Annotated in this window: 8 protein-coding genes; 2 read left to right on the top strand and 6 right to left on the bottom strand. The window is 51.2% G+C overall.

Features of this window, described 5'->3' with window-relative positions:
- Together R3F64_RS15140 and R3F64_RS15135 are read left to right on the top strand one after the other, a co-directional pair.
- Positions 1-666, top strand: a 666-nt coding sequence (locus tag R3F64_RS15140; protein WP_332612364.1) for a hypothetical protein, incomplete at its 5' end; no start/stop codon positions are given.
- 185 nt (positions 667-851) lie between these two features.
- On the top strand, positions 852-977 hold the full coding sequence (locus R3F64_RS15135) for a hypothetical protein (protein WP_332612362.1): 126 nt from the start codon (positions 852-854) through the stop codon (positions 975-977).
- 96 nt (positions 978-1,073) lie between these two features.
- Here the strand turns inward: R3F64_RS15135 and R3F64_RS15130 are convergent, their stop codons facing one another.
- From R3F64_RS15130 to R3F64_RS15105, 6 genes are all read right to left on the bottom strand, one after another.
- Entirely contained in the window at positions 1,074-1,736 is a 663-nt protein-coding gene (locus R3F64_RS15130; protein WP_332612361.1) for a hypothetical protein, read from the bottom strand.
- A complete protein-coding gene (locus R3F64_RS15125) occupies positions 1,724-2,683 on the bottom strand; it encodes a hypothetical protein (protein WP_332612359.1) in 960 nt (319 codons plus the stop codon). The genes R3F64_RS15130 and R3F64_RS15125 overlap by 13 nt, the downstream gene beginning before the upstream one ends.
- Positions 2,684-2,711: 28 nt before the next feature.
- On the bottom strand, positions 2,712-3,161 hold the full coding sequence (locus R3F64_RS15120; RefSeq protein ID WP_332612357.1) for a hypothetical protein: 450 nt from the start codon (positions 3,159-3,161) through the stop codon (positions 2,712-2,714).
- Positions 3,162-3,653: 492 nt separating this feature from the next.
- Positions 3,654-5,030: a hypothetical protein gene (locus R3F64_RS15115; protein ID WP_332612355.1), complete on the bottom strand. Its 1,377-nt coding sequence runs from the start codon at positions 5,028-5,030 to the stop codon at positions 3,654-3,656.
- Positions 5,031-5,095: 65 nt separating this feature from the next.
- Positions 5,096-9,517: an NACHT domain-containing protein gene (locus tag R3F64_RS15110; RefSeq protein WP_332612353.1), complete on the bottom strand. Its 4,422-nt coding sequence runs from the start codon at positions 9,515-9,517 to the stop codon at positions 5,096-5,098.
- Positions 9,510-13,319 carry a hypothetical protein gene (locus R3F64_RS15105; protein WP_332612351.1) on the bottom strand — a complete coding sequence of 1,270 codons (3,810 nt, stop codon included), beginning with the start codon at positions 13,317-13,319 and terminating at the stop codon, positions 9,510-9,512. Before R3F64_RS15105 ends, R3F64_RS15110 begins: the two co-directional genes overlap by 8 nt.
- Positions 13,320-14,257 lie beyond the last annotated feature (938 nt).

The following is a 14,257-nucleotide window of genomic DNA, read 5'->3' as shown; positions in this document are numbered from 1 at the left end:
CCATACCTACCGCTGTTGTGGAGTCCCTATTCTGGCCCAGCTCAGGAGACAAATTCCACACCCAACGTCGAAGAGCCTAAGAAAGGTGGATGTACAGAGGTAATAAGATGGTTGCAGAAGAATCCTCCAAAACTTAGGGATGAAGTCTATTTTGGTGGAGGTTTGTTTGCCCATGTGAATGAAGGTATTCATTGTGATTTAATAGTAATTCAGATAGATTCTGACATTTTATCAGATGAATCTTTTAAAAACTACTTAGGAAATAAGGGGCAGGAAGTTCAATATTATGAAAATCCTGAAGAGAGAGCAAATGAGACGGAACGAATAATAAAGGCATTCGCAGATTTTAATGATATGACTGAGGCTGAAAAGAATAAATATATCCCTATTGCTGCAGTAGATGCCATAGAAGCTTGGTGTATAGCTGCGTTCGAGAATTTAGATTATAATCCAGAGGAGCTGCAAGGAGAGCGTTTAAGAAATGCTTTTGGGGCTGTAATGTCTAGGTCAAATGGACGTCATCCTGAGGAAGCTTATGCTGAAACCTGTAAAAATGTTTCTAAAAGGAAAAGTTTTTGTAGAAAACACTCTGGTTCTGTTTTTTTAATAAAGCAATGTAATCAGTTTGCGAAACTGCATCATGAGGTTGTAAATAAGAATGTTTAATTTTGACTATTTTTACTGGTTGAATTGTGAATAACTTTTTTTCATGCGTTTTTTAAACTGATGATAAAATAACGGTGATTACCTGGTCTAGCTGTGTATAGGCGCTATATAAAAAGCTGTGTTTTGTTGTTTTTTGCTTCTCTCTTCGTAAGCGCGCCATAAAACCCATCTACCCAAGCTAACCCGTGCTGATCACACTGACGATCTCTTTGGTTTTGGTGCAGTACGTCTTCGAGACGTTGCCGACCCTCAACGACGATGACCTCAACACGCTGCTGCCCTGGCTGTGGAAAGAGACATTACCCGCCTGAACGATGACTGGCTAGATGTAGTTATTGGATCGCTTACTTATCTTTTGCAGTCCTTATGAAAGGGTAAATGAGTCCTGGATCGTGGCATGCACTCTATTAGAGACAGCTCATTAGCGGCGTGACGATTTCGTTATTAATTTTACTGACGGCCCACGCTGCCAACGGCCAAACCGCCTGAACTGAAAGAAAAGCTATGAAGCAAAAGAAGGCTCGCAGCAGGCACTCATGCGTCATTTTTATGCAGCTTATCTTTTGGTTTGTACCGTTGTAGTTGTAAATCACGGCGTTCAGCAGGTGCTTAACAAGTTTCTCTTCAGGCCTATCAGAGCTGAAACTGTCTGCGATTTCGCCTGCACCTAGCTGTTCCGCAGCAGAGGTCTTGATGGTCTGTAGCGCCCACAGACCTGCGCGCATTAGGTAGATAAGCGCGAAAATGAAAATCCCCAGCAGGGTGACTGCCAGAGCTTTACTGATTTTCTCATCCCAGAGACCAGGGAGGACAGTTGCCAGAATCGGCATCAGCGCTGTAATTGCCGCGAGATAAAGCCCGGCTTTTGAATCAGCTCCACGGCGGCGCTCCTGTTCTGCATCAAAGAGCCTGCGTGCTTCCTCCAGCGCAACATCACTTTTTTCCGACCAGGAGCCTTGATTGACCTTGTCTCTCTGACTTTGAAGCCACTTATGTTGGGGTGAATCAGGAGGGGGCTGTGATGAGAGCGTAAGACGAGGCCACAGCCATTGAGGGATTAATTTTGGCACCGAGCAATTTCCTCTAGCTCATCAACTATCGCGGCGGCAATGGGGTAGCCGGTGAGGTTTTCAATCCAGGCCCATTGGCCATTCGGGTTGATCTCCAGAAACCAAAGTTTGGCCTGTTGATCGCAGATTAGGTCAATCGCTCCATAACGTAGATTCAGGCGCTTCATCAGTGCCAAGCACTGTTCCTCAACCTCTCTAGGAAGATCGATGCATTCATGCTTGAGATCGGGCCGACTACCCTGGCGCCAATCCACAGTGGTTTCTTCGTGTTCCTGCGACTTGATCGCGGTTGAGAACACCTGGCTACCTACGACTGTAACTCGAACGTCGTACTGTTTTTGGATTTCAGTCTGGGCAATGAGCGGTGCCAAGGCAATAGCTTCTTCGTCGCTGTCGTGAGGAATTTCCAGTCGGGTGGTAAAAATCACCCTTTCTTTGTCTCCGCTGATCAAAGCCTGCCGAAGCGGCTTTCCGATCGCGGGCCCAGCGGTAGCAACTTCTCGAACCGACGCAATATCGTTCGTGATTTGGGCCTGTGGAACGTTGAAACCAATATCGGCCGCCAGCATCAACTGCCTTGGTTTGTCCTCAGCAGCGAAGATATCCATCGGCGAATTCAGCCAAAGGCCATCCAGGCGCGCATACAAACTCTTAAGAAAGGCACCCCATTCTGCATCCACATATTGCCTTTCACCATCATCCGAAATGGTGGGAGGGCTAGCAGGTGGAGCGGGACGTCGAAAGTATGCCGCGCGTACATCAGCTCCCTGTAGTATTCGTCCTTCGAAAGATAAGGACCATGCGCTTCTCGGATAAATGGCCATTGTGCAGCGAGCCTTCGACAGCTCTTCGGTATTCAATCGAAAGAAAGGCGTCTGCCGGCGCTTGAGCTCAGCCACGACGTAGTCGATCGTGATGTCGCGGCGATTTGTGACTAACAAAAGCATGCGTTTTCCTTAACTTGATCGGTACGGATCAGCAATCAAATCCAAGAGTCCCGAAGCCATCGTCATCTGTTTCCTGCTCCACCTTGGTTTTGGTAGCTAGCTCCAGTAATTGGCATGCGGAATAGTTGTCATCGACTTCGTGAGCCGTATCTGTCTTGGTAACTAGCTGTAGGAGGTTGTTGCATCCCATTGGTCTGGTGTCGTCGTCACTTTCGAGCTGCTGATGAGTCTTGGTTATCAGCTCAAGCGCAAGGTAGTTGTCGTCATCCTCTTCATTATGCACTCGTGTCTTGGTCATCAGTTGCGAGAGCGTTTGCTTGTTGATAATGGGCTGTACGCCCTGCTCCGTTTCGACCACCCACATTTGCTGCTCATCGCAGTAATAGCCAGGAAGCTGATCTTCACCAGTGCGGGTCTTTCCGGCTCTGGCTAGAAAAGGCGAAATGCTTTTTGCGCTGCGATCGTTTCGAGCTTCCATGTTTATGGTATTCCCCATGAAGCTAGTCCTTAAGATTAATGATATGAAAAGGTTTAATGCTACTTTGCTAACAGCTACCAAAAAATGCTTTTTTTGACGCTGTGCATATTACTCTTGTGAGAGCTCCAGCAACGTACTGTGCAGAGTCATAATACATGGACATTCATGCACCTAAGTCAAAAATAAGTGGCACTGGGCTCACAGGTGTACATACGTTGAATTATTAAATTTAACTGTTGAAGCTAATGCCAGCGATAGTAAGCATCAATACCCGGCGCCGTATTCTTTAGTCTCTGACCTCTTTTGGTCAGTTTCTGCCAGTTGTTAACAACTTCTATGGGGCAATAATGCTTATGCATGAGCATTCCTTTCTCAGCCTAAAGCCGACCTGACCTACTGCCAGTTTCCATTGATGAGTAGGAACGTTCGTTTGTCACACTATTTGTCAATAGGCTACTCGACTCATCGCAACCTTGGGATAGGAGATCGTAGCTAAACAAACATGATTCCTGAGGATAATGTCTCGCCGAGCTCCTCATTGCTGCTGTTTCGTTGTAGCGTTTTCACTTGCCATAAATAAAATGAGCGTACTTTCACGTTTGTCGAGGCCACACCTTCCCGGTAGTCCGTGCCTCGTGAAATGAGGGCGGTACCACAGTTACCTCCGAATTGAATCGGACGCGCGGCTCCCCAGCCTGCATTCCAATAACAAAGGTCCGCGACGACCTGCTCGTCTACCTTGATCTCCAACTGCCCCTCACGAGGAGAGAGTTTGGGGCGGTTAGAGCCCGTTAGTGCTGGAAGGAAGAGCCTCCACGGATACAGGTCGTGTTGAAGGTAGCCTAAGCGGTCGAAATCGAGCGGCACGGCAAGTGGCCAAGCCTTGCAATTTTCATACATCAATTCATTGAGATGAGGGAATGCCAAAAGGGTCGTCGTGCTCAGCGGCTCTGGAGCCGCGCTGGAAAGAATCCCCCCGTGGGTCCAGAAGCCTTCCAGATGTGCAGCCAGGTCGGCATCGGCGATGTTACTGTCAGCCGCTTGCGACCATCTGACGATGGAAACCTCCACACAGCGTCCCATCGCCATCACGATTGGCGAACTGAACGCAATCAGTTCGTCACCTGGGCGCACTGCTTGCACGCGGCACACCAAGTCTCGGAAGGATGCTTCGATCACATCGGTGCCGCCGTCGAAGTCAGTTGGTGCCGGGAACCAGTCTGGACGCCGTGGTTTAAGCAGAGCTAAAGTCGGATGAAGCGGTAGTGCTAAAAGAGATTCTTGATCCGCAAATTCCGGCGGCATCTTCCAGAAGTGTTTAGCCACCGCCATCGTACGAAGGTAAGCGGAAATGGCGCGAAGAGCGGTGCGAGTGGAGAGCTGGCCAATGAAGCCATCCCCCAGCGGGCGTATGAAATGTCCTGCATCACCTTGGTATGGTGCGTCCGGGTAAGCCGCTCGGTTCTCAGTCCATTCAAAGGCCATTTGCCGGACGAACGGAAGCCCGGAATAGGTCTCAAGCCTGCTCATGGATGTCCAGAAAATTCTGGGCAAGTCCACGCCTTGCACGCCGTCGAAGTCATCCGGGATCTCAAAGTCCTCCGGCACCTCCTTCAAATCCGTGCCGCCAGCTTGAACTGACAAACCCAGACTCGCCACCACTAGATCTGAGAGCAAGGAGGGCTTCGGGATGCTTTTAGCGAGTTTTGCTACGGGCGAGTAGCTATGCCCCTTTGCCGCCATCCAAAAGATGCATAGTACCTCGACAACCTCGGCCTCGAGCTTGCGCGAACGTAGCAACTGAAGCAGCGCAGTCTCGGTTTCGACCCTGACAGCTGGCTCTCCCAACCGAGCTGCCAGCTCCTGCATAGTCCACCACCTTGCGGACGTCGACGGCCAACCAAGCCGGGCAATAAGGATGCGAAGCTCGTCCATCATTTCTCCAGTTCTGTAGAGGGAACTAACTTCGCCGCCCAGTTCGGCCGCTCCAGCGGCAGGGTGCGCGTGTCTTCAATGACGCAGTTCACCATAGTCTCGGCGAACTGAATGGCCTCCGCGACTCGATTTTGTCGCGAATAGAAGTAGACCATTAGTGCTGAGGGGCCCACACGGGGCGGCTCATGTTCGCCGAACATGCTGTAGGTTGTCTCAGCCACGAACTCGTCGCAGCGTTGTGGATAGTGCTCTACTATCAAATCGAGCCTACTGCAGGTCTCATTTTCACGTTCCATGTAACCGATCCACCCACCGCTGCGTATCTGTGCGTTAACAAGATATTTCCAAGCAGTGTGCAAGCCGCTCGTTCTCTTTTTTGTTTGAAAAGCCAGGTCAGATAAGGGGAGAACCTCTCTCATCCATCTGTTTTCTGAAAAAAGAATTTTATCGAGCTCTTTGAGGAGCCTTTTGCTTTGTTTTTCATACTCCCAATGTTGATACCAGGCACGAAGGAGGCATGATCGCTCGCCATAGTGGGATTCTAAGCTTTCGAGCAGGTCTTCCAGTTTTTCAGGTTCATAGATCGTGACATCACCTTCGTAAGGACTACTGTTACTGCTATTCCCAGAAGTCTCTTGGCGCTGTAAGCAACCAACGTCCCATCCGTTGTGTTCCTCAAGCACGCAAAGCAGTTCGGCCGCGCAGGCACTGCCATCCTGCTCAAGCTGCCGCAGGGCATCACGTATTTCGGGATTCAGGCCCGTGCGCATCAGGGCATCAAGAGGCCATCCTTCTGTTATTCCCTGTTTGACGTAGGCCTCAAGACTATCCTCTGCTAACGCCCATTCGCCTGCATCTGTGTGCTCTTCATATTTGGTCACGAGTGCTGAAGGATTCAATTTTCCAAGCAACTGATCAGCTTCAGCAAGAACATGCCGAGTACCACGACCATCCGTGTAGTCCAGAACATGATGGATCTGTGGTGCGATAAGGTAGAGCAACCGACGAGCGTCGTTCGGTGCGACTTCGGATAAGAAACTGATAGCGTCGAGCGTGTTATTCAGCGTTGGATCTTTTCGATGCCCATAGCCGGTTGTCAGCTCCCAAGTTTGCTTGCACAACTCGCGAGCGCTAGTGCTCAACCCATGGTTTAGCGCAATTGAACAAAGCTGGAGCGGTGTTTGAAGATGTACGCTGGTTTCATAGCGTATCTCTGCATCAAGCAGGATACGCTGAGATTGGATAAAGGTTGCTGCCGCTTCATCGCTCATCCTGGTCAGTAACCCACCAGCGTATTGTAAACGGAATGATTCGCTGTCAAACCAAGCGTACTGACTAGCCGCCATAATGGTTTCTTTGGAAAGGGCGACATCGCCGAAGTGATCCAGCAGGATGCTACCAAGACGAATGTCACAAGCAATGCGAAGTAACGCACTCTGGAATTCTTCGGCTGCAGAGCTCTCATCATAGCTTTGCCTAAAACACCTGAACTCCACTGGTTCGAATAACTCGAACAGTTCATGAAAGTCTACGAAATCTCCATGCCACCACTGGTGCGCTACTTGCGCTGCGACCTCAGAGAGCTCGTTGAGTAAGTAAGTGATATTCTCCTTACCCTCATAGATGGGGGCTCGCACAAATTCGAAGGCGGTCTGTTTTTCTGCAGTCATGCAAAGGCTTAGCTGAATGGTGCTGAAAAACCAGTGGTGCGTGAGCGTTGCCAGATCTTCCTTGCGCTCGTAGTAGCCACCCTTTAGCCAGTCAATGGGGATAGGGGCGTTCAGTGGATTGGAGACCCGAGTTTGGGCCGCTTCTATGGCAGCGACGAAGGGGGTTCGCCCAAGCTCATTGAAGTCATCTCGTTCTGCAATGTTCACTCCAGCTGCCGCCGCCGCGCGAACGCACGCATCGCTGATGAGGTTCTTGCTCTCGCTAGGGGCTAGCGAAGTAGCGACCTCCATCAAGTCATCCAAATTACCTTCTTCCACCAGCATTTGGACTCGTGGCAGCCAAACGGCTGGAACGTTTTTGGAAACCAGTCGGGCCAGGACAGTAGGTGTTGTGCCGATTGCATTAAGACGTGTAAGTGCATTGACTAGGAACTGGAACTCATCAGACCCGGCTCTGAACGAGTGCCTATTGGAGAAACGACTCAAGCCTTTGAACCGACGAAGCGCTTCTTCACCGCACGTTTCGGCCATAACGTCATCCCCTCGGGCACGGAGGGCTAACCCGAGCGCAGAAAGCCTAAAGATGTCCGCCTCATGCCTGGAGGCGACAGCCTCGCGGACAACTCTCTCCTCGGGGGTCAGAGTCAATGTGAACGAGATCAGCTTAGCCATGTCGTTGTTCTGCATCTGGTATTGGCTGCCTCCGACCATCCGTGACATGAGATGTTCGAGTCGATAGGCTTCAGCGAACTCGTTGGTTTCCAGCGCTGCGATAAGTGCATCGGATAGCAGCGTTTCAAAGAGTGACTCTGGATACCCTTCCTCTAGGCGTAGCATGATCCAGTCACGGGTAAGGCCGGTGATCAGGTTCTTGGGATGACCCAATCTCGCCTGAACTGTCCAGAGCCAATTCACGCGTAGCGAGGTGGGCGCAGTGGTCTCCAGCCAGCTAGCCACTGCAGGCATCAGTGCGTCGATGCGGTCAGTGTAGTTTTCAGTTGTACGTACGAAGACTGCCAGACTCTCGTGGAAAACCCTAAGACCAGCTGCCGAAGAGTGAAGCAAGTGCTCCACTTGCGAAACGTCCGGCTCAGCCCCTCCGACTTGCGTAGCAATCTCTGAAAATGCAGTCCTGGGCCAGAAGAACGAGAATGCACATACAAGTATTAGTGTGTCCTTGAGGCTTGGTGGAAGGCCTTCCCAGAGTGACGCGTAGTAGAATGCGGCATTCTTACTCAAGTCTCCTTTAAGCCGTTCTACGTGCCATTTCGATAAGCTGCGTCCGGTATGTTCAAGCTCTGCAGCAGCATAAATGACATGAAGAGGATGGCCATTGGTTTTTGTGCGAAGCGCAGCTGCGGACTCCTGCAGCTCTCTTTCCATCCAATGTTCATCCTCGAGGCCAGTCGTAAGCCTGCCTTCCTGCAATGACTTGCGCAAATAGGACAAGACTGCGTTCTCAGACATCGGCGGTAGTGCTCGCCACTCAGTCTTGGGCGCAAATGCAAGCAAATCCCGAGGCAACTGGGCATCATCCACTGGTTGAGTGCCAACCAGCAGCACCATGTTGTCAGGGCATGGGATCAACTGGGCAAAAACGTCGTCGAGCGGCCTCTTGTCCCCAGCGTTAATACGCCAGACATGATCCAGGCCATCCAGTACAAGGACGAATGGCTTGGCTAATTTCTTGTAGTAGGAAGCACACGCCTCAAGGAGCAATCGTAGATCGCCCGTTGGGGCCTGAATATCTGGGTAAAACTTTCTGATCTGCGCTTCTATGGACTGTTCGACCACGTGGCTATTAACTCGGTCGCGCCCACGCTCTGTCGTCGAAAGGAAATAGTGATGTCGAACCGTAGGGATGTCTTTCTCGGCGAAAGTGTCGCACAGCGCGCTCAGGTAAGTGCTCTTACCACGACCCGGTGGCCCCGTGAGAACAATAGTGCTACCGGCAGCGTCTATGGTGTCTCTTACAAATTCTTGATGGAACATCTCATCGGGCACCTTGTAACCCGAGGGGACAAAAAAGTCCTCAGGTAATGGTGCGGGTGGTGTCGAGCGAAGGATAGTGCAGACTTGCTCGAGTGTGATCCAACCATCAGGAAGCGGAAGGTTCTTCCGCGTAGACCAGTTCAACGCTACGTTTTTGAGGGTGGCGATTCCCTCAGGAGTGCCGTGTTTACGAAGTCGCGCATCGACCTCTTGCTCTAGTGTGTCAAATCCCTTGTCGCTATGAACTATATTGAGTTGGCTAAAGAACTCTGAAACTTCTTGCTCGCTACCAAGATCGTCGATAATTTTTGAGCGTCTCGGTTCAGGAATCTTATCAAAAGAAATCCTGCCAGCATCTAAACAAGCCTCTATGGCGGCATCTGGTCGTCGGTTTGTTGTGAGGGATAGCTCTCCAATGCGAACGGGATCAAGCTTTTTAAAGGCGTCGAACCACTTGCGAAGCATTGATCGAGAACGCGACGTCTTGCCGGACTTCTCAAGCATCCATTCCCAGGACAGCAGATGTGCGTTAGGATTAGGAGTGAACTTGACCTGTTGAAGGTCGATAAGACCATCACTTCTTTCGATGACGATATCATCCAGGCCTTGCGGCGCTTCATGTTCAATGTCGCACTCGAATTTCACCCGGCTATAGCGAGCAGGAGCTTCGAGCCAATCGCATAGAACCTTAAGGCCTTGTCGAGTTTGGTATATGTAGCCAGCTGCAGTGGTTGCAGACTTTTTAATATTCTCAGACATGGTCTTGTGACGTCATGAGCACTTCCTTTATCCAAGTATCTAGTATGTCCACTTGCACAAATTTAGTAGGAACTGGATAAGGCGGATGTACCATCCAGTAGTACACGTCGCGACTCACATAGAGCTCTACATTCTTGGACTTGGAAGAAACTGACTCCGATTGTGGCCAGCCCAGCAGCTCTAGCAGTTTTGAGCGATTCCTCTCTAGGAATTGTCTCCGAGCTAGGATTCTGCTGAGCTGACCAGTCCTGTCGCTTTCTGCAGTACCGAAAATTTTATCACGGAGTCGACGGCCATCCTTTATTGTGTAAGGTGGTTGGTTGTACTTGCACTCCACCGTAACAATCAGGTTTTCGTCTGGCCAGTATGCGAATACATCGAAATCACCAACGTTCTCGAATTTCTCGCTACTGAATCGCCTGAAGAAGTCGATGCCTCGTAATACGAATGGGGTGTGCCGGAGAAATATCTCCTCAGTGCGACGCTCCAGCCGTTTCTCGATATCTTCCTTAACCTTGCGAATGACGGGTTTAACATGGGGCCACCTGAAGTCTGCTGGTAGGTAGCCGTCCCGCACCGCCGACATCCAGTTGTACATCGACCGGCTGGTCATCTCTGCCCCCCAAAGCAAGTTCGCACCGTCGACAACCAGCGGTCTGATCGCGTATCGATGGATTCGCTTACTGTGCTCCCAGTGTGGGACATCGCCCTCGTCTACATCCTTTCCTGACAGCCTGCGGATACCTTTCTCTTGGAGCGTTAGGAATGCCACAATCCTTTCAGCTTCTTCAAGCTCTAGCCCTTCAATGCTGTCGGCCAGGCCTTGCGCAACACGGTTTGGAGCCGCTGTATAAGACAGTGCGAGTTCATCGCCGAAGCCATGTCTCTGAGCTTGCGACAATACTGCTAGAGCAGTGAGCATGCTCTGCAGGTCAAATTCCAAATCGGCTGTGAAGGCACTCTTGAGTTTCTCTGAGGACAGCAATTCCTCTGACTCACCCTCCACAGCATCTTCGCTATTGGACCCAAGTCCCAGCCGTGACTTCGCATACTCGCGTGCAAAGTCTTCCTCTCGGTCATCGGAGCCGACTGAATAAAATACCTCTGGTATGTACGAGTCGTCTATCATAACGCCACCAACGTCTATGCCGTTGTGAAGGACATCGCTGGCTCCGGTAAGTACCATGTACCAATCAACCAGGCCAACCAACTCACGCAATACCTCATCAGTGACTTCCCCGTTTCCGGGTGTCGGTGAGCTGACGGTTTTTTCCAGCAGATATCGATAGTGACGAGCTGCGGTACCGTACTCTTGACGAGCTTGTTCAATGGCATCCAGCCTGTCGTATTCCACATCATGAGTGAGGCTCTGGCGTACCCGTTGAATCTTCATTCTCTCGGTGACAAGGCATGCGTCGTGCTGCTCAGTAAATGCTTGCAGAAGCTGGTGCCTGTCGAGCGAAGCGAGCCGTTTCTCGATAAGGAGGCGCAAGCGGACGCTGGCAGGATCTATCTTGGTCTTGGCATCGGATAGCTCATACCGCCCCGGTGACAGACTGAGCGCCATGATTTCCGCAGCCAAATGCTTACGTGCAAGCTTGTAATCGGTGGGAGAGGGGATGACGGGTTGCACGTAATCGGGAACATCGACATTTCGTGTTATGACTTTTAAATGGTAACGAGCTGGTTCCGATGCCTTGCTGCAAAGCCGCTCTGTAAAGCCGTTGGGCAATTCCAGCTCGCATGCCAAGTGACACCTTTCGAGGGTCTCCAGTAAACAACGAATTTCAAACGATCCGTCCTTGGCGGAATTCAATCCTACAAGCACTGCGCGAGTGTCAACTTGCAAATGAAACAGCCCCTTGCGATTGGTATCTTCTTCCGCTGAAGTCACTACGCGCGCGAATCCATCTATAGGGTGAGGAGCCTCCACAGCGTCAACAGAACTGGAGGGATCTGGATTGCAGACAAACAGAACATGTCGCTGCTGAAACAGGGAGACGTTCGACATCAGTTCGCGGCAGCGGTGTGTGCTGTCCGCAAGAAGTTGGGCGAATAGGTCGACCATGCGACCATCTTGAATCTTGAGGCCTTCAGAGATTTCCAGCAGGGTTTGAACGGTGCAGGTGCCGACTGATGTTGAGTACGCGACTGCTTTATGATGGCGAGATTGGAGCTCAACGACGCCTTCGGTTCCCTGGTTCAGCCGCCAGCCTGCTGAGCCATCTGGAAATACACTTGGCGCAAGCGACCAAAAGTCAGTAAGCGCCTTAAAACGCCAGGAGGTGCCCCAGTGAGGGTCTAATCCGATAACGGTGGGAGAAATCGCACCTTCGACAAGTACGCCATGTGTGTCTTTGAAGGACGCGTATAGGTCTGCGGGCCCGGTAGAGAAGGGGCTGAGGGAATGCCTCTGAGAATCGACGAATTTCCAGTAACGCTCCAATTCGTCGAGGTCATTTAGGCTATCGAAAATAGTGATGAAGTCGGCCAACGGTAATAGGCGCGCGGGCCTCTCAGGCAAGCCTGTGATTCCAAGTGACGTGCCTGCCTGGGTAACTACAATAATGATGTGAAGTTCATCGGCGCCTGGCCCAGTGGATCCATTTTTAGACAGCGTTAGCCCGTGTCCATCTGAGAGACGGAAGTGAATCAGCGCGCCGCGCCTCATTTTGGCGTATGTGTCCTTCGCTGCCTTTGATAGCCGCTTACTCGATGCGTGGTCGCATACGCAAATAAGGTACACGCCCGAGTCGTCTGAGATGATGCAGCTGATAGGGAGGTCTTCACAGGCGGCATCACCGACGAAGAGCGTCAGCGGTCCCATAACTGTCCTTGGGAAGCGTTCAGCAACGAACTGAGAGAGCCTAAGGTGTGTATGAGCGTTCACCCTTTGGCCAACTGCTATTTTGTTGGCCCAGTGGTCAATTACTACCCCAGGGGCGCTACGAACTGACACTGGTACCCAAGTGCCGTCGCTTTCGACTGCTAGAAAGGGGAGTGCCGCCCCCTGCATTACTGCGTCGCCGAAGGCGCTCGAAGTCAGCGGTGCTTTGAAAGCGCCAAAGCGCGTATCGAGCTCACTCCCCGCCTTATCTCGCCAGTCAGCAATATCATCACCGACCTGTCGAAGCATATTACTGCACGTCAGCCAGAAGTCTTCGGAGGGAACTTCGACATGGGCTACTTGCGCTTCTCCGGCCGCGTGGCTTCCAAGGTCGGGTATCGAATCAATGATACGAGCTTGCAACGCAACGGCGAGGTCCATGTGGGCTTGGGCCTTAGGAACATGGGCGTAAGTAATGCGGAATGCTTCTACGAAGTCAGGTGTACGTTCAATGCAGCTACCGTAAAACATCGGAACAAAGCTCTGGCCAAGGCGCACCTTGGTTTGCCCCCAGTCAGCCTCGGGTGAGAAGTCTTCGAGCATCGGGAACTCGGGCCATGTTTCGTACAGTGCATTAGCAAACGCCTTGAAGTCTGCATAGCTAGCGATCGACATTCGTCCTTGCTCATCGTGAGGAAGGTCTAGCAGAACGTCCCATGCGAAGATGTGCTTGATAGAGCTTCCAGTGTTGGCTGGCCAAAGCTCGGAGACACTCAAAGCAATCGCTGCATCGAGGTGCCTATACATTAGGAATAATGCTCGTGTTGCCTCTAGGCATTTTTGAAATGAATTTTTCTGGCTTCTCTCATCAGCGTTTTGCTCGCAAAGCCCAAACTGCTCATGCAAAGGAGAACCATATTCGGCCTCAATTTGCGCGAGTCTTCGCTCCCGCTTCATTCTGGATTTTTTTCCCATGTCCCTGCTCCCAAACTAAGGAACCTCTGAATAACCGTACTGGAACGCCAATTCCTGACTCAGATTCGGGGGATAGACCAATTTCAGCGATATACCCCTAGTCTCTTTGTTCATCTTCTGTCTGATTCCCGCCATATCGGCGGAAAACGGGCACACTTCCCCTACGTGGGGAATCACATTCCCCTATAAGCACGTTGCTGAACGCTGCTCAAAAAGTAAAGCCGATTGGCGTTCTTGATCAGACTTTGGTAGCGGATCTTAGCGTAACCAAACTGACGCTTGATGGTGCGAAACGGGTCCTCAACCTTCGCTTGAATACTGGCTTTGTTCTTCTCCGCCCTAGTGGGGACGTGTCTTCCGGCTGCTTGCAGGTCACACCCTGACGCCGGGTGAGGAAACAATCAACGTTGCGATGCTTACAATTATTGATACCCCTAGTCGCCAAATACGCGGGGCTAACCTCTATGGAGCAAACTTTCGGCCGAATTGGTACCGTGCTCATTAGCTGTGGGGGCTTTCAACGGATGTATCATCCCAAAATCCTCATCCGAACTGGTGTGCCTCTTCATTCTGAAATACCACTAATTGCCTTTGCGAGGCTGGTGCATTTCCTGGTCGCGTTTGCCTCTGGTGTTTTTGGTCGAGCTCGGTGCGGTGGTAATGCTGGCTACGCGCAGCATTAGGCCATATCGCTTCAGGTGCTTGTGAACTCACCTGAATATCGATTTGCCCAGGTTACGCTGCTCCAGAAAATGGTAGAAGTTGAAAATGGCGGTTTTATACGGAATCGAATCGGCCAGGGTCAACCCAGCGTAGCGCGATATGGAGTCTATCTCGTATAGTTCGTCTCCATCGCCGGAACGGACAGATTATAGAACAGCTGCATGCAGTGAATCCGCAGTCGGGTACGGTCGATGGCTGTTCAAGCCCTTGGGGTA

This window comes from Halomonas sp. 5021, from assembly GCF_036663435.1.
In the GTDB taxonomy this organism is placed as follows: domain Bacteria; phylum Pseudomonadota; class Gammaproteobacteria; order Pseudomonadales; family Halomonadaceae; genus Vreelandella; species Vreelandella janggokensis.
This window is presented reverse-complemented; position numbering and strand designations above follow the sequence as displayed.